Annotated in this window: 12 protein-coding genes; 9 read left to right on the top strand and 3 right to left on the bottom strand. The window is 62.2% G+C overall.

Features of this window, described 5'->3' with window-relative positions; genetic code table 11:
- The first annotated feature begins 50 nt into the window (after positions 1–50).
- Positions 51–794, top strand: a complete 744-nt coding sequence (locus tag BMX92_RS22100; RefSeq protein ID WP_093020599.1) for a MerR family transcriptional regulator — start codon at positions 51–53, stop codon at positions 792–794.
- On the opposite strand, the gene BMX92_RS22105 is transcribed toward BMX92_RS22100, so the two are convergent.
- Positions 769–1,872, bottom strand: a complete 1,104-nt coding sequence (locus BMX92_RS22105) for an NAD(P)-dependent alcohol dehydrogenase (RefSeq protein WP_093020634.1) — start codon at positions 1,870–1,872, stop codon at positions 769–771. The genes BMX92_RS22100 and BMX92_RS22105 overlap by 26 nt on opposite strands.
- Before the next feature lie 223 nt (positions 1,873–2,095).
- On the opposite strand from BMX92_RS22105, the gene BMX92_RS22110 reads away from it, so the two are divergent.
- The 3 genes from BMX92_RS22110 (at position 2,096) to BMX92_RS22120 (ending at position 7,434) form a co-directional block, all read left to right on the top strand.
- A complete protein-coding gene (locus tag BMX92_RS22110) occupies positions 2,096–3,397 on the top strand; it encodes a cytochrome P450 (RefSeq protein WP_093020601.1) in 1,302 nt (433 codons plus the stop codon).
- 85 nt (positions 3,398–3,482) lie between these two features.
- A complete protein-coding gene (locus tag BMX92_RS22115) occupies positions 3,483–5,852 on the top strand; it encodes a TonB-dependent receptor (protein ID WP_218145826.1) in 2,370 nt (789 codons plus the stop codon).
- Between the two features lie 145 nt (positions 5,853–5,997).
- Positions 5,998–7,434: an aldehyde dehydrogenase family protein gene (locus tag BMX92_RS22120; protein WP_093020638.1), complete on the top strand. Its 1,437-nt coding sequence runs from the start codon at positions 5,998–6,000 to the stop codon at positions 7,432–7,434.
- Here the strand turns inward: BMX92_RS22120 and BMX92_RS22125 are convergent.
- Positions 7,409–7,843 carry a helix-turn-helix transcriptional regulator gene (locus tag BMX92_RS22125; protein WP_093020603.1) on the bottom strand — a complete coding sequence of 145 codons (435 nt, stop codon included), beginning with the start codon at positions 7,841–7,843 and terminating at the stop codon, positions 7,409–7,411. The genes BMX92_RS22120 and BMX92_RS22125 overlap by 26 nt on opposite strands.
- Positions 7,844–7,925: 82 nt before the next feature.
- On the opposite strand from BMX92_RS22125, the gene BMX92_RS22130 reads away from it, so the two are divergent.
- From BMX92_RS22130 to BMX92_RS22145, 4 genes are all read left to right on the top strand, one after another.
- Positions 7,926–8,918 carry an IS481 family transposase gene (locus BMX92_RS22130; RefSeq protein ID WP_093020605.1) on the top strand — a complete coding sequence of 331 codons (993 nt, stop codon included), beginning with the start codon at positions 7,926–7,928 and terminating at the stop codon, positions 8,916–8,918.
- Positions 8,919–9,365: 447 nt separating this feature from the next.
- A complete protein-coding gene (locus BMX92_RS22135) occupies positions 9,366–10,454 on the top strand; it encodes a glycoside hydrolase family 68 protein (RefSeq protein WP_093020607.1) in 1,089 nt (362 codons plus the stop codon).
- Complete coding sequence (locus BMX92_RS22140; protein WP_177185202.1) at positions 10,451–11,365, top strand: ROK family protein; 915 nt, start codon at positions 10,451–10,453, stop codon at positions 11,363–11,365. The genes BMX92_RS22135 and BMX92_RS22140 overlap by 4 nt, the downstream gene beginning before the upstream one ends.
- A gap of 5 nt (positions 11,366–11,370) precedes the next feature.
- Positions 11,371–13,578: an alpha-galactosidase gene (locus BMX92_RS22145; RefSeq protein WP_256213550.1), complete on the top strand. Its 2,208-nt coding sequence runs from the start codon at positions 11,371–11,373 to the stop codon at positions 13,576–13,578.
- 4 nt (positions 13,579–13,582) lie between these two features.
- Here the strand turns inward: BMX92_RS22145 and BMX92_RS22150 are convergent, their stop codons facing one another.
- A complete protein-coding gene (locus BMX92_RS22150) occupies positions 13,583–15,127 on the bottom strand; it encodes a putative 2OG-Fe(II) oxygenase (RefSeq protein ID WP_093020609.1) in 1,545 nt (514 codons plus the stop codon).
- Between the two features lie 189 nt (positions 15,128–15,316).
- On the opposite strand from BMX92_RS22150, the gene BMX92_RS22155 reads away from it, so the two are divergent.
- On the top strand, positions 15,317–17,827 hold the full coding sequence (locus BMX92_RS22155; RefSeq protein ID WP_256213551.1) for a TonB-dependent receptor domain-containing protein: 2,511 nt from the start codon (positions 15,317–15,319) through the stop codon (positions 17,825–17,827).
- Positions 17,828–17,911: the final 84 nt, after the last annotated feature.

A 17,911-nucleotide genomic window follows, 5' to 3' on the forward strand; every position in this document is an offset into this window, starting at 1 on the left:
CGGTAACATAGTGGCTTGCTCCATCCGGTTCGCCATGCTGTAGCGATGCGATGAAGATGCGCGAACTGGAGGAGCGGACGGGGGTCCATCGCGAGACGATCCGCGTCTATCTGCGCGAAGGACTCATCCCCGAACCTGCGCGGCCGCGCAAGACCGTCGCCGATTATGGCGAGGAACATGTGCAGGCGATCCTGGCGGTACGGCGGTTGCAGCGGGCAAACCGGCTGACTCTGGCGCAGATCAAGGCGATCATCGGCGGTGAGGGCACCGACGGCCGGGTCGAAGCCAGCGCGTTCGACCAGTTGGAGCAACTGGTCGCCCATCGCGTCGGGGCGGATGGTCCGCCGGTGACGATCGTGTCGCTGCTGGAACGCTATCCGAACGCGGCGGAGGATGCCCGCACGCTGGCGAAGATCGGTATCCTCGACATTATCGACACGGATCAAGGTGAGGCGCTGAGCATCACCAGCGCCCATCTGGTGCGGATCTGGGGCGACATGCGCAAGGCCGGCTTCGATCAGCGGCTGGACTATACGCCGGAGATATTGGGATTTTACACCGAGGCGGCGGATTTCGTCGGGCGGTGGGAGGCGACCACCTTCATGGAGCGGGTCGAGGGTCATATCGACGTGGCGGAGGCGGCGACCATGGTGGAACATGCGCTGCCGCTGATGCTCGATTTCTTCGGCCTGATGCGACAGCGCGCCTTTTTCCGTCATGTCGAGGCGATCCGGGCCGGCAAGGAAACGGATCGCCCCGCAGATGGCATCAGTCCATCGTCAGCACGGCCTTGACGCAACGGCCGTCATGCTGGTCGGCGACGGCCTTGTTGATATCCTCCAGCCGATAGCGGGTCATCAGCTTCTCGAAGGGGAACAGCCCTCTGGCATTGAGGGCGATCAGTTCGGGCAGGAAGGTCTGGGGATCGGCATTCCCCTCCGTCACGCCGCAGATGCTGATGCCGAGCGAGAGCATGTGCAGGATGTTGAGGCTGATGGCCGCATCCAGCGCCCTGGGCACGCCGACCATGGCCAGGCGCCCCAGCGGACCAAGCGCGCGCATCCCGGCGTCGACAGCAGGCACGGCGCCCGACGTGTCCAGCACGCAATCGACGCCCTGCGGCCGGATAGCGCGTAGCTGTTCCGCGGTGTCTCCGGCAGTTATATCGATCACATGGGTGCCGCCCAGTTCCAGCGCCATGGCGCGGCGGCTTTCCAGCGGGTCGGCGACGATGATCGCACCTGCGCCGGAGGCTTTGGCCGCCATGACGGCGCTCAGCCCCACCGGGCCGCCGCCGGTAACGAGTATGGCCTCACCGGGCTGGAGTTTCAGCGCCTTCATCACCGCGCCGGCTCCGGTCATGATGCCGCAGCCCAGCGGCCCCAGCAGGTCCAGCGGCGCCTCTGCGGACACTTTCACCAGATTGCGGGCGGCGACGATGGCATGGCGCGCGAAGGAGGATTGGCCGAAAAAATGGCTGCTGACCGGCGCCGTCCCATCATGGAGGCAGGTCGATCCGTCGGCGCGGCAACCGCCGAAATTGAGCGCGGCGAAGTCGCGACAGTAGGCGGGCTGTCCGGCGTCGCATTGCGGACAGGCGCGGCAGGCGGCGAACCCCATCACCACGGCATCGCCCGGCAAGATGGATGTCACATCAGCCCCCACCGCTTCGACTATGCCCGCGCCCTCATGACCCAGCACGGCCGGCAGGGGCGTGGGCAGCAACTGGTCACGCACAACGATGTCGGTATGACACAGTCCGGTGGCGACGATCCTGATCCGCACCTCGTCGGAACGCAGTTCGCCGAGTTCCAGCCGCTCGATCGTAAAGTCTCCGCCAGCGATCCTGGCGACAGCAGCCTGCACTTCCATGGTCATCCTCCTATTCAATTTTGGTGTCGATCATTCAAAATTTGGGACGGTGCTGTTCGATATTCCGACGCATTCCCACGGAAAATTGCCGATTCCTGCCGTTTAAAGCGTGAATGGTCAGACCGCTTTTTACGATTGACGACTCTCCTTGTCCACAGTTACGTAATTCACATACGCAATACGCAAATGTCCGAAGGGCAGCGTAGGTGGAGAGGGTAGTTTCATGGCGACTTCGCTGGATGCAGACACGCGTCCGATCATTCCCGACGATATTGCGCGGATCGTCATCGCGCCAAAAAGCTACACCGATGATGCGGTCGTCTATGGCGCCTTCAAATGGCTGCGCGCGAACATGCCGCTGGGGATTGCCCGGGTGCCGGGCTATGATCCGCTGTGGATCGTCACCAAACATGCCGACATCAGGGAAGTGGAGCGCAATGCCAAGCTGTTCCACAATGCCGATCATAACCCGGTTCTCAACGATCAGGCGTCTGACGCTTTCACGCGGGAGATCAATGGCGGCTCGCTGCGCATATTGTCCTCGCTTACCTATATGGACCCGCCCGAACATGCGTCCTACCGCACGCTGACATCCAACTGGTTCCTGCCGGGCAAGATCGGCAAGCTGGAAGAGCAGATCCGGGTGCTGGCGCGCCAGTCGGTCGACAATCTGCTGAGCTTCGATGGCGAATGCGACTTCGTGCGCGATTTTGCGCTCCACTATCCGCTGCGCGTCATCATGACCCTGTTCGGCGTACCACCCGAAGACGAGCCGAAGATGCTGAAGCTGACGCAGGAATTTTTCGGTGTCCATGATCCCGAGGAACAGCGGCCGGAAATGGCGGCCGACCCGGTGGTGGCGGCAAGGCAGTGGGCCGCGTCGATCGAGGATTTTTACGTCTATTTCGACAGGCTGAGCGCGCAGCGGCGTGAACAGCCGACCGATGATCTGCTGTCGCTGATCGCCAATTCCCGCATCAACGGCGCGCCGATCCCGCGCAACGAGGCCAATGGTTATTATGTCGCGATCGCGACGGCCGGGCATGACACGACGTCATCGTCCACCGCCGGCGGCCTGCACGGCATGATGGTCCATCCGGAGAACTGGGCGAAGGTGAAGGCCGATCCGTCGCTGATCCCCGGTCTGGTGGACGAGGCGATCCGCTGGACCAGCCCGGTCAAGCATTTCATGCGCAACGCCACCGCCGACACGCAGGTCCGCGGCATGGACATCCGGGCGATGGATCGGCTGATGATCTGCTACCCATCGGGCAATCGCGATGCAGATGTGTTTGCCGACGCGGACCGGTTCGACATCAGCCGATCACCAAACCCGCATATCGCCTTCGGCTTTGGGCCGCATATGTGCCTGGGCCAGCACCTTGCCAAGCTGGAGATGCGCATCCTGTTCGAGGAGTTGCTGCCGCATCTTAAATCGGTGGAGATGGCCGGCCCGCCCCGGCTGGTGGAGACGAACTTCGTCGGCGGCTACAAGGCGCTGCCGATCCGATTCAAGAAAGCCTGATTTTTCAAAGGCCGGGACACCGCGCAGGCGGGGCCGGGACAATGCCCGAGGGTGGAACATCCGGGCGATATGGGAGGAGCCTGACATGCAAAAGACAATAGCCCTGCTGGTTGCGAGCGTTTCGGCGGTGGTGCTGCAATCGCCGGCCTTCGCGCAGGAGGATGGCGCGCCACAGGCGCAGCAGCAGCCGGCGGGCCTGGGCGACATCATCGTTACCGCGCAGAAACGCGAGCAGGCGATCAACGATGTGCCGCTGTCCATCACCGCCGCCTCGGGCGAGAAGCTGGCGAACCAGGGCGTCACCAATGTCGCCGATCTGGTGAAGATCGTGCCGGGGTTCAACTATACCGAAAGCGCCTTCGCGACGCCGGTCTATACGTTGCGCGGTATCGGTTTCTACGACACCAGCCTGGCGGCCAAGCCCACTGTCAGCATCTATCAGGATCAGGTGCCGATCCCCTTCTCCATCATGACGCGCGGCGCGACGCTTGATCTGGAGCGGGTCGAGGTGCTGAAGGGGCCGCAGGGCACCCTGTTCGGATCGAACGCGACCGGCGGGGCGATCAACTATATCGCCGCCAAGCCGTCATCGACCTTCAAGGCCGGGATTGACGCGGGGGTGGACAGTTTCAGACAGGTATCGGGTGGCGGCTTCCTCAGCGGGCCGATCAGCGACACGCTGACGGCGCGGGTCGCAGTGCGCACCGAACAGGGCGGGGCGTGGCAGCGCAGCTATACCCGTGACGAAAAACTGGGCGACCGCAATTTCACCACGGGTCGCATCCTTCTCGACTTCCAGCCATCCGATGGTGCGCGCTTCTCGCTCAACCTCAACCGCTTCATCGACAAGAGCGACGGGCAGGCGGCGCAACTGATCGGCGTGGTGCCGCTGGGCAATCCGGCACGTCTGGGGCCGCTCGCCACCTATCCGATCGCGCCGCGCAACAATCGCGATGCCGACTGGACGCCGGAGCAGAAACCCAAGCGCGACGACTGGTTCTTGTCGGCGGCTTTCCGGGGTGACATCGACCTGACCGATGACATCACCCTGACGTCGATCAGCAGCTATTCCCAATATCATAACGATCAGGACATTGATCCGGACGGCGTCGCGCTGCGCGACTATTTCTACAACACTAGGGGGAAGATCACCGCTTTGTCGCAGGAATTGCGGTTGCAGGGGCGGACGGGTGGCCTGACCTATATATTGGGCGCCAATTATGCGCGGGAGAAAACCTACCAACAGGATGATGCCGGTCCCTATGACCAGTCGACGCCCGCCTATAATTTCGTGGATGCCGGCCTTGGCATCCCCTTCTTCGTCTACAGCCAATATTCGCGGCAGAAATTCGTGAACAAGGCCGTGTTCGCCAATCTGGATTACGACATTGGCGACACGATTACCCTGCATGGTGGGGTGCGCTATACCAAGACCAATATCGATTTCGCCGGCTGCACCGCCGATCGCGGCTTCGCCTTGGGACAGGGTATCCAGAATCTTGTGAATTTCATTCGTGGTGGTGCGGGGCTGGCCCCGATCGTCATCCCGGAAAATGGTTGCGTGACGATCGACGGCACGACGCTGACCGTGGGGGAGGTGCAGCGCACCCTGAACGAGGATAATGTGTCCTGGCGGGCGGGCATCGATTATAAGCCAAACAAGGATGTGCTGCTCTACGCGTCGGTGAGCAAGGGGTACAAGTCGGGCAGTTTTCCGATGCTGTCGGCCAGCGATGCCAACCAGTTCAATCCGGTGACGCAGGAATCGGTGACCGCCTATGAGGTGGGCGCCAAGCTGACGGTGCTGGAGAACACGGCCCAGATCAACGGCGCGCTCTTCTATTATGATTATAGCGACAAACAGTTGAAGGGCCGCGTGATCGCCAATCCCGACGTGTTCGGGCCGCTGGAGGCGCTGGTCAATGTGCCGAAATCCCGCGTGCAGGGTGCGGAACTGCAACTGGACCTGGCGCCCACCGAAGGGCTGCGCGTCAGCATTGGCGCGACCTATCTCGACACGAAGATCAAGGGCAGCTTCGTCAACTATGACAGCTATGGCAATCAGGTGGACTTCGGCGGATCGGCCTTCCCCTACACGCCCAAATTCCAGATCGTGGCCGATGCCCAATATGATTGGGTCTTGAGCGACGATGTGGAAGCCTTTGTCGGCGCGAACCTGAATTTTCAGAGCGATACCAAGGCCGTGCTGGGCAACGCCCGCGCGACGCCATCGGCCGATCTTTCCGCGCAGGGCGGCCTGACGATCGAGGATTATGCGCTGATCGACCTGCGTGCCGGCCTGTCCTTTGCCGACAAGCGCTACAAGATCAGCGCCTTCGTGCGAAACCTAGGCAACACCTATTATTGGACCAACGCCACGCGCATCACCGACACGACCGTGCGCTTCGCTGGCCGGCCGCGCACGTTCGGCGTCAACCTTTCGGCACGTTTCTGAACAAGCCTCCCCTGGGCCGCGCCCTGAACGGCGGGCGCGGCTCCTTCTTCCCCTTCCGGAGATATGCCCCATGAATGCATCCACGCCCGTCGCCGCCAGCCTGCATGGCGAACCGGGGCATGCGGTTCGCCTGCCGACCACCCGCATGCTGATCGGCGGCGCATGGGAGGAGGCCGGGGACGGGCGCAGGATCGATGTGGAAGATCCGGCGACCGGGCAGATATTCGCCAGCGTGCCGGCTGGTACCTCGGCGGATGTGGACCGCGCTGTGACGGCAGCCCGGACGGCGTTCGAAGCGGACACATGGGCGCGCATGCGCCCGCTCGATCGCGGCAGGATCATCGAGGCGATCGCGCGCAAGATCGAGGATCATGCGCAGGAACTGGCGTTGCTGGAAAGCTATGACAATGGCAAGGCGGTGCATCATGCGCTGGCGGTGGATGTGCCGGCTGCCGTCGATATCTTCCGCTACATGGCCGGCTGGACGTCGAAGCTCTATGGACAGGTGAACCCGATATCGGGGGATGGGCGACAATATCACAGCTATTCGGTGCGCGAGCCGATCGGCGTGGTCGGCCAGATCGTGCCGTGGAACTATCCGCTGGCGATGGCGGCGTGGAAGATTGCCTCGGCGCTGGCGGCGGGGTGCACGATCGTCCTCAAGCCTTCCGAAGTTACGCCGCTGACGGCGCTGCGTCTGGCCGAGTTGGCGCTGGAGGCGGGCTTGCCCGAAGGCGTGCTCAACATCGTGACCGGCTATGGCCATGAGGCGGGGCAGGCGCTGGTCGAGCATCCCGGCATCGACAAAATCGCCTTCACCGGATCGACCTGCGTGGGCAAGCAGATCGTCCAGACATGTGCGAAAGACCTGAAGCGCGTCACGCTGGAACTGGGCGGCAAATCGCCGTCTCTGATCTTCGCCGATGCCGATCTGGATCAGGCGGCGACCGGCGCGGCGCTCGCCATATTTTTCAACTCAGGTCAGGTCTGCCTTGCCGCGTCACGCCTCTATGTCGAACGCTCCGTGTTCGACAGGGTGGTCGACGGCATCGCGCAGGTGGCGAAGACATTCAAATTGGGCCATGGCCGCGATCCCGACACGATGCTGGGGCCGCTGGTGTCGCGAGTGCAGCAGGGGCGGGTGCTCGACTATATCGCGCAGGGTAAGGCGAGCGGCGCGGATCTCGTCACCGGGGGTGGCACCGGAGGCCGGGACGGCTATTTCGTGGAGCCGACCATTTTTGCCAATCCTTCCGCTGATGCTTCCATCGTGAAGGAGGAGATTTTCGGACCGGTGCTGGTGGCCACGCCCTTTGATGATGTCGATGAGGTGGTAAAAAGCGCCAATGACACACGTTATGGCCTTGCCGCCAATATCTGGACTCGCGACCTGTCCCGCGCGCATCTGACCGCGCGTCGGCTTCAGGCGGGAACGGTGTGGATCAACACCCATGGGATGAACGATCCCTCTGCTCCCTTTGGCGGCGTCAAAGAGTCAGGCTGGGGGCGCGAAGTCGGTGAGGAAGGCGTTCTGCATTATATGGAGACGAAGACCGTCACGGCACTTTTGGAGCATGGATGAGATGGCGTCGGTTCTCCATATCTCGCTTCCACCGTTGGCGAAATGTGGTGGGACGGCTGTCATATCGCTCGTCGAGAAATCTGGCCGCAGCAATGCGATCGGCGCGGAAATGTCGGAAATCCTGTCGTAACTTGCACCAGGCGGCGAGCATTCTCTTGTCATCGAGGAAGCCGAGAATGATCGGCCACATTATGCGCACGGAGGCGACTTCATGCTGATCGAGATATTCGATCTCGATCTTGCGGCCTTCCCGTATCCATAGACGGGCGCGGGCGAGATCGATGCGGTCGGTCGCCATCATATTAGCGGGGCGCGTTCCAATGGCAGGAGTGGTGACGACCGGGCGAAGGCGTTCGGGTATGACGCTGGTGATCTTAGAGACCGTTAGAAAAATGCGCGAAAGGCGCATTCCCAAACAGACTCTTGGCGATCAGATGTTTGGTCCCGGGAATTGATGGTGCATTATTCAGCCAGCAATGGAAGGATGCACTATGGGCCAGATTCTCCACGGGAGCGCCCGCACGACAGCGGCAGTCCGTCGAGCAATACAAGATAGTCAAGAGAGCCTGAGGGCGCTGGCCAAGCGCCACGGGATCAACCAGAAGACCGGGGCCAAGTGGCGCCAGCGCCGATCTCTCGATGACCGGAAGACCGGGCCGAAGGAGCCCAGATCGACGGGGCTGTCGATCGAGGAAGAGGCGATCGTCGTCGCTTTCCGTCGACATACATTGCTCCCGCTGGACGACTGTCTCTACGCGCTGCAGGCAACGATCCCGCATCTGACGCGCTCGTCCCTGCACCGCTGCCTTCAACGCCACGATATTTCGCGACTGCCGGATGTAGAGGGCGACAAGCCCCGGCGGAGCAAATTCAAGAGCTACCCGATCGGCTTCTTCCACATCGACATCGCCGAGGTCCGCACCGAGCAGGGCAGACTGTACATGTTCGTAGCCATCGACCGAACCAGCAAGTTCGCCTTTGTCGAGCTGCACGAGAAAGCGAAGACCGCGACAGCGCGCGACTTCCTATACCGGCTCATCGCTGCCGTGCCCTACAAGATCCACACTGTGCTAACCGATAATGGCATTCACTTCACGACGCCTGGCGCTGGCGGCTCGGCCGTGCCGCTGATCAAGGAAGCCATCGCCAACGGCGAACTCTTCCGAGCCCATGCCTTCGAATATGCTTGCGCGCTCAGCGACATCGATCACCGCACCACCAAGCCCAGGCATCCTTGGACCAATGGCCAGGTCGAACGGATGAACCGAACTATTAAGGAGGCGACCATCAAGCGGTTCTACTACGAGACGCACGACCAACTGCGCGAACACCTCGCCAACTTCGTCGCCGCCTACAACTTCGCCAAGCAGCTGAAGACCCTTCAGGGCCTCACGCCCTACGAATTCATCTGCAAATGCTGGACAAAGGAACCCCAGCGCTTCACATCAAACCCGCACCATCAATTCCCGGGACCAAACATCTAATAAGAGCTGGATTTTACAACATCGGAAGTAATGCGACAAATCATTACGAAAATGGAATGAAATAATTCATTCCGAAACGGACTGACTGAGATAATTCTTTGCCTGAGCAGAATTGCTGATCGCATTTGTCGATGATGCGCCTCTCGCAATTTTTTCCTTGCACGGCGCGCGCCTCAAGGATGGATGCGCCATCGGAAGCGGCTGGTTTGTATCTGGGGGCGAACTTGGCCACTAAACGGCTACAAAGGATCGATGATGGAATGAATGCAGCCTTCCAATTGGAGTTTCCAACCACCTATTGCAAACGTTTGCGTATCGCTTTACGATCCGTGAAGAAGCAGGTTTGGATGGGCGTTTCAACGCCACCAGGCTTGTTTCGATCTCGGGGAGGATGTCGTTGGGACTGCACGCTTGACGGCGTCCTCCTCACATGAAGAGGGCGTTGAAGTGACGATATCCTGGACAGCCGCGCACGTTGCTGCAATTTCTCCTTCGCCGGTCGGCATCGCCCCAATCACCGACAAGGATTTTTCCTCCGTCGCATCTGATCTGGGAATTTGGGATGCGTGGCCGATTCAGAGGCGGGATGGTGTGCCCTTGGCTACAGCTTGCGGAGGCGAGCTTTGGATGGCGCTTGGCGCACCCCGATTTGATGACCCGGACGCGCGGCACGGGCATGCGCGCATTCACCTGCTCCGCTATCAGAATGGCATCTGGTCCGATCTTGGCCCGGCCATGCCGGATGGTTTTTCGCCGGGGAGTCGGGAGTGGTCAGGGTCAGCCATCGCGGATGAGGCCACGGGCGATGTGACCCTCTATTTCACGGCCGCTGGACGGCGCGGCGACAATGGGCTGACCTTTGAACAGCGTATGTTCAGCGCACGGGCCGATCTTGGGAGGGACAGCCGTCTGGCGGACTGGCGCGACCTGCGCGAAGTGATCCCCCCTGCGCCCGATTGGTACATGGCGACCACCGGCGGCGGCGGCATCGGCACGATCAAGGCCTTTCGCGATCCCGCCTACTTCCGCGATCCCGCAGATGGTGGCCATTATCTGTTTTTCGCGGGATCGATGGCAGGATCGATCTCGGCCTTCAACGGCGTTGTCGGGGTTGCCACCGCACCCGCGGATCGCCCGGACGACTGGACCGTCAAACCGCCGCTGATTGCCGCCGATGGCGTCAATAATGAGCTGGAGCGCCCGCACGTCGTGCACCATCAGGGGCGCTATTATCTCTTCTGGTCGACCCAGGCTCATGTGTTCAATCCGGAAGGGCCGACGGGGCCAACCGGTCTTTATGGCATGGTTGCCGACGCGCTTGCCGGACCCTGGCGTCCAATCAACGGTAGCGGCCTTGTCTTCGCCAATCCGCCGGAGGCGCCGGCGCAAAGCTACAGCTGGATGGTGCTACCCGATCTGCGCGTCACCAGCTTCGTGGACAATTGGGGTGGAGGAGCCGAGCGGCGTTTCGGCGGCGCTTTTGCGCCATTTGTCCAGTTGTGGCTCGATGGCGATGCCGCAGGAGTGTTAGCATGACGCGCCCTTTGATCGCGGGTGTCGAACTGGGCGGAACGAAGGTTGTCGTCCTGCGCGCGCAGGGACCGGAGATTGTAGAACGGCTATTGGTGTCGACGACGACGCCCGACGCGACATTGGGGGCGGTGCAGGACATCCTGCGTCGCTGGCAGACGGAACATCCCTTTGCGGCTTTGGGCATCGCCTCTTTTGGTCCTTTGCGGCTCGACAGAAATGCCTGTGATTTCGGCCATATGCTCCCAACGCCCAAGCCTGGCTGGAGCGGAGCGGATATTTTCGGGGCCTTGTCCGGAACGCTGCCTTGTCCGGCGGCGATCGATACCGATGTGAATGCCGCAGCGCTGGCCGAAGCACGCTGGGGCGCCGGCGCTCAGGGGCAGGGCCTGTCCGACTGCCTTTGCTACCTCACCATCGGTACGGGGCTAGGCGGGGGCTTTGCCCTGAATGGCAGGCCGCTGCATGGCGCGATGCATCCTGAACTCGGGCATATCGCCATTCGCCGGGCCGAAGGGGACGATTTCCCGGGCATCTGTCCCTTTCATGGCGATTGTATCGAAGGGCTGATCTCCGGTCCTGCACTGGCACAACGTTTTGGCAAGCCGGGTGATCAGATCGAGGCGGATGATCCCCGCTGGGACCATGTCGCCCATGACCTTGGCCAACTCGTGTCCACGATCCTGCTCATGACGGCAGCGCGGCAGGTGCTGATTGGCGGGGGCGTGGGCATGGGCCGGGCTGATCTGCTCGATCGCGTTCGGGCCAAGGTTCTGGCACAGCTGGGTGGATATCTGCCGTTCGTAACCTCGGAAACGATTGCTGCCATCGTGCGAACCCCTGCGCTGGGAGATCAGGCAGGGCCGCTGGGCGCTGTCGCGCTGGCACTTGATGCTTTGGCGGAAAGACAAGGATGATGAATATGCGGCCCCTGCAATCATTGAGCCTCACGGCCACCGCCTTCACGGCTCTTGCCTGTCCTGACGTCCTTTGGGCAAAGGTCAGCGCAACAGCAGACGGCCGCATGATGCGGCTCGACGGCGGCGGCGTGACCTATGCCATTGGGGTGGACGAGCAGGGCTATCTTCAGCCGCTTTATTGGGGCGCTACGCTGGATGACGCTGCGCCGCTCTCTGCCCGGCATCCTGCTGAACTGTCAGGGTTCGACCCGGCTGGATCGATCACGCCGCAGGAATATGCGGGGCAGGGGGAAGGGCTGGTCAGCGAGCCGGGCATCAAGGCGGTGTTCGCCGACGGCAATCGCGACCTCGTCCTCAAATATCGACGCCACACCGTGTCTGGCGAGACGCTGACGGTCGAACTGGCCGATATTCGCCGACCGCTGACGGTCACGCTACATTATGCGATCGACCCGGCGACGGGGGTGGTCGCCCGGTCGGCCAGCGTGCGCAATGGCGACAGCAAACCGGTGCGCATCGACCAGATCGCGGCAGCGACCTACACTTTGCCGGTCGGCAACGATTATCGCCTCCGCTATCTGACCGGCCGCCACGCCTCGGAATGGTCGCAGGTGGAAACGCCGGTGACGCCTGCCTTGACCGTGCTGGAAAGTCGCCGGGGATCGACCGGCCATGGCAATCAGCCCTGGTTCGCGCTGGTCAAGGATGGCAAGAGCAGCGAGACGGATGGTCCCGTCTGGTATGGGGCGCTGGCCTGGTCCGGCTCCTTCCGCCTGTCGGTCGGTCTTGACAATCTCAGCCGGGTGCGGATCAGCGGCGGCTACAATCCCTATGATTTCGGCTGGACGCTCAAACCGGGTGAGAGCCTGGATACGCCGACTTTCTACACGGGCTATACCAGCAAGGGGATGGGCGACGCCTCGCGCCGCTTCCACACCTTCCAGCGCGCCACCATCATCCCCGGCGGCGCCAAGGCGAAGATCCGACCGGTCCTCTACAATAGCTGGGAAGCAACCACCTTCAACGTGACCGAGGCCGGTCAGATGGCACTGGCCGAGAAGGCGGCGAAGATCGGGGTCGAGCGGTTCGTCGTTGATGACGGCTGGTTCGGTGCACGTGACGACGACAAGGCGGGGCTGGGCGACTGGACGGTCAATCCGCGCAAATTCCCCAATGGCCTCAAACCCCTGATCGACCGGGTGAAAGCGCTGGGCATGGATTTCGGCCTCTGGGTCGAACCGGAAATGGTGAATGTCAATTCCGACCTCTACCGCGCCCATCCCGACTGGGTATTGAACTATCCTGATCGTCCGCGCACCGAAGGCCGCAACCAATTGGTCCTCAACCTCGCCCGGACCGATGTGCGCGATCATCTGCTGGCGGTGCTGGACCGGCTGGTGAGCCAGAATGACATCGCCTTCCTCAAATGGGACTATAACCGCAACTGGACCGAAGCGGGCTGGCCCGAAATGCCGCCAGAGGATCAGCAGCGGATACAGGTCCAATATGTCCGCAACCTCTATTATGTCCTCTCCGAACTGCGGCGGCGCCATCCGGGGCTGGAGATTGAGGGCTGCTCGGGTGGCGGCGGGCGCATCGACCTGGGCATCATGGGGCTTACCGATCAGAGCTGGACCTCGGACAATACCGATCCCTATGATCGGCTGATCATTCAGGACGGCTTTACGCAGGCCTATGCGCCGTCGATCATGATGGCCTGGGTGACGGACAGCCCCAATTGGGCGAATGGACGGGAAACCAGTCTCGATTATCGCTTCCTGTCCGCCATGCAGGGCAGCCTGGGCATCGGCGCCAATCTGGATCATTGGCAGGACGCCGATTTCGCCACGGCCACGAAATGGATCGCCGCCTACAAGAACATCAGGGATATCGTGCAGCGTGGGGATCTCTATCGCATCGCGCCGCCCCGGCCGGGCGCGGCGACCTCCGCAACCTTCCATGTCGCCCCTGACAAGCGTCGGGCCGTGCTGTTCGAGATGCTGCACAGTTCATCCTTCCGCGACAATGTCGAGGCGCTGCATCCGGCGGGGCTCGATCCGGCGCGCCGCTACAGGTTGCGGATGCTGGACGGGTCGGCCTTGCCCGATGGTGTGCCGGCGGAAGCGAGCGGCGCCTATTGGATGGAGCAGGGCCTGCGTGTGAAGTTGAAGGGCGATTACAAGGGCGCGGCCTTCCTGTTCGAAAGCTGAGCGTTCAGCGGCGCGGCGGGCGTATGTCGAAGGCAATCGACAGTCGCTCGCCGTCTGCAAATGGCACCGTGCCGTGCCAGAGGGTCGAAGGGAACAGGATCAGGCGGCCGACCTTGGGTTCGATCTGGTGATAGGGAGGCAGGTCCAGCCCCAGCTCCGGCGGCGGCGTGCCGAACCGAAGCCAGCCCGACGGCGCGTCGCCCATTGCCGAGGCGTCGGGCAAGGCGACATGGAGCGCCGAACTGATCCAGCCGACCGGATGGGTGTGCGCGACATGAAACCCCTGGGCGGAAAGGCGCACCGACCAGCTTCCTGCAAACTTCACTTCGCTGCGCGGCGTTCCGAGTAAAGGATGCCCCGGTTCGGCAGGTGGCAAGCGATCGATATAGTCGCGCACCGCCGCCTCGATCGCCGCGCGGGCACGCTGCATGATCGGCTCATGTCGGAAAAGCAGCGGCCGGTCGGTCTGGGTGCCGCCGCGCACCGACTGGTCGGGATAGGGCGCTGTCGCCATGTGCAGCGTGCGGAGAAGATCGGCAAGGTCGGATAATTGTTGCGCGTCCAGGCCGATGTCGACCGCGCTGATCAACTGGTCGGGCCGGTCGAGCCAAGCCGCTCTGTCATCCCCCAGCATACGCCATCCGATCGACAGATAGGGCCAGAATAGCGGCGCGGACGGGGAGCCAAGCTGCGCCAGCGCAATCTTCACCGCTCGCTCCGGTGCGCCGCAGCGCAGCGCGTGGCGGACACGGGCAAGTGTCAGGCCGGGATCGGGGCGGTCAGCCAGCCTGTCGAACAGATTGGGATTGTCCGCAGCCGCCCCTGATTCCGCTTCGAGATAGAGGCGTGCTATCTCCAGCGCGGCGACCGCTCCGCAAGCGCATATTGCCTTCTCCAGCACCGCGCGAGCCTGATCCCATTTCTTCGTCTTGGCCAGCCAATGGAAATGCCCAAGATGCAGCGCAAGATTGTGCGGCTCGACACGCAGCGCTTCGGCAAAGCCGTCATCCTCTCGTCCGCTGCCGCCGACAAGACGGTGCAATGTCGCGCGGTAGGTCTGGCCCTCGATCCAGCCGGGGTGATCATGCAGGGCCGCTGTCATCAGCGCCAGCGCCGCTTCGCTGTCGCCTTCTGCCGCCAGCGCGCCTGCATGACTACGGACCAGGGCCATGTCCGCCGGGGCAAGAGTGCGGGCGATCACGAATTGCGCGGCAGCGCTGCGCCCGGTTTCGTAGCGCAACTGGGCGAGGAGGGCGTGTGCCGGCGGGTCCCTCTTCGCAAGCGCCGTAGCGCGTTCGGCAGCGATCAGCGCGGCTTCATGCGCATGAACCTCCCGCAGGACCAATGCCTTCAACCAGAGGAGCCGGGGATGATCCGGCCAAAGCAGGCAGGCCTGCTCCAATATCGGCGGCAGATGGTTTTCGGCCCCGGCGCGCAATGCGCCAAATATGGCCGACTCGATCGACCTCAGCCAATTGGTGGCATCAGGAGAAGAGGGCGATGCGGGCTGGTGCGCGGCAAGATCGGCAAAATTATGATTATCATCCATCCTCGACCTGATCGCTCTTGTTTTTCAGGCAGAACCGCCGGTTCTGCGATCGCAATATAGCAATATGCAACACTCTCAACAAATCAACAGCAAACGTTTGCTGAAATATATTGCAAAGGTTTGCAGAGGCGATTATGCAAGCATTCGACCGACTGCGAAGCGATGCGCGGCGGCCCTAAGGAGGGGATGATGAAGACCAGCATTCAGCCAAGCTGCATTTCTACGTTCGCATTGGCCATGGCGTGCCTTGGCGGGCCTGCCCTGGCGCAGGACGCCGCACCTGCCGATACAACAGCCGCTGCCACGCAGGAGCGCGCGCCCATCAGTGGCGAGGATATTGTCGTCACCGCCGCAGCGGGCGACAAGTCGCGGTTCCGGTCGTCCATTTCGGTGTCGCAGGTCAGCCAGGAAGCGATCCAGAATTTCACACCGCGTTCCGAAGCCGAAGTGCTGCGCTCCATTCCCGGCCTCCAGCCCTCCGATACGGCGGGGCCGGGCGGTAACGCCAATATCGGTGTGCGCGGCATCCCGGTGTCGACCGGCGGCTCGGAATATGTCGCGCTTCAGGAAGATGGCCTCCCCGTCACCCTGTTCGGCGACATCCAGTTCGGCAACAACGACTATTGGCTGCGCTTCGACCAGAATGTCGAGCGGGTCGAAGCCGTGCGGGGCGGTTCCGCCTCCACCTTCGCCAGCCAGGCGCCCGGCGCCGTCGTCAACTATATCAGCAAGACGGGCGAGAAGGAGGGGGGCTCCATCGGCCTCTCGAAGGGCGTTGGCTTCCGCGAGACGCGCGTCGATTTCGACTATGGCGGTCCGATCAGCGACACGCTGCGCTTCCATGTCGGCGGCTACGCCCGTGAGGGCGGCGGCCCGACCAATGAGGATTTCAACATCCTGCGCGGCTATCAGGTGAAGGCCAACCTGACCAAGGATCTGGGCGACGGCCGGGGCTTCATCCGCTTCAACTTCAAGCGTCTGGACGAACAGGCGCCCACCAACACGACCATGCCCTCGCTGGTGACGATCGACGGAAACAAGATCAGCAATTTCAAGCCACTGCCTGGCTTCGATGCGCGCGATGGATCGACCTATTCCATCTATCAGCGCAGCTTCCAATATGTCGACAGCAACGGCGTGCTCAAAAATGCCGATGTGGAGGGCATTCACCCTCGCGTCACGTCCGTCGGTGCGCAATTCCACTATGAACTGAGCGACGCGCTGACTGTCGACAATAATTTCCGCTATACCGACATGAGCGGTAACTTCACCACCCAGTTCCTGAACGTCGCGACGACTGCCAGCGTGCTGGGATCGACCGTCAATGGCCAGACGGTGGGGGCGATCCGTTATGCGGCGGGGCCGAACAAGGGACAGGCCTATACCGGCACCTATCTGAACAATAATCCCAACATCAACACGCTGATGAAGGATATGGGCAGCATCGCCAACAATCTGGCGCTGACCGGCAGGTTCGATGTCGGCGGCGGCAAGATCACCATGCAGGCCGGCTGGTTCCACATGAGCCAGAACATCGTGCAGGACTGGCATGTGAACCGTCAATATAGCGCGCTGGAGGGCGAAAATGCCGCGCCGCTCAATCTCTACTCGACCACCGGCACGCAGATCACCGCGGCGGGCCAGGCCGGGTTCAACGACAATTGGGGCAATTGCTGCGCCCGCAGCGTCGACCTCAAATATACCGACGACGCGCCTTTCCTGTCCGCCAACTATTCGGGCGGCGGCTTCGACCTCGACGCCAGCGTCCGCTTTGATCGGGTGCGTGGCGAAGGCACGGCGCAGGCGGGCGTTGCCGGCCCCGATTATGTCGTCAGCGATGAAGTCGGCACCGCGACCTTGCCGTCCATGCTGCCGGGTGGCGTGATCGAGCGGATCAATTACAGCCGAAGCTATACCAGCTGGTCGGTCGGCGCACTTTATGCCTTCGACAGCAGCACCAGCGTCTTCGCCCGCGTCAGCCGGGGCGGGCGCTTCAACGCAGACCGGCGCACGCTGGGCGGCAACTTCAATGCCGACGGGTCGCTCAACAGCCAGGGCGCCAGCACGGCCATCAACTTCCTCAACCAGCAGGAAGTGGGCGTGAAGCATCGTGGCTTCGTCGGTGGGTCGGGCAATTATTCGGTGGAAGTCACCGGTTTCCGCTCGACCCTAACCGAAAACAACTATGACTTCACCCGGATCAACAATCCACCGCCGAACAATGACCCGAACATCTCCAACGACTATCGCTCCTGGGGTGTCGAATTGACCGGGCGTCTCAATCTCGGCAATTTCCGTCTGGCGGTCGATGCGACCTGGGTAAATCCGAAGATCAAGGATAGCGCGACGGCGGCGCTGGCCGGCAACCGACCGGGCGGCATTCCCAAGCTGACCTATCTGATCTCGCCATCCTATGATGCAGGCCTGTTCGCGGTCGGCCTGTCCGCCAGCGGTCAGTCGAGCGCACCCAATGACGATTTCAACCTCTACACCGTACGCGGCACGACCTTCTTCAACGGCTTCGTGAAGGTGCGGCCGGTCGAAAATCTGGAACTGGGCCTCAACGCCAATAATCTGTTCGACACGCTGGGCTATCGCGGCGGCGGGCAGTTGCTGTCGACCGGCGCGACCACCGGCATTTTCCAGAACAGCGCGGTCTATGGCCGCACCGTGACCGCCTCGATCCGTTACAATTTCTGATCCTTGTTCGACGCCGGAGCGACCGTTCCTCCTCTCCGGAACAATCGCTTCGGCTACCTGAAAGGCCCGGTTCCGCACAGGAGC

It is taken from the genome of Sphingobium sp. YR768, assembly GCF_900111125.1.
Taxonomy (GTDB): domain Bacteria; phylum Pseudomonadota; class Alphaproteobacteria; order Sphingomonadales; family Sphingomonadaceae; genus Sphingobium.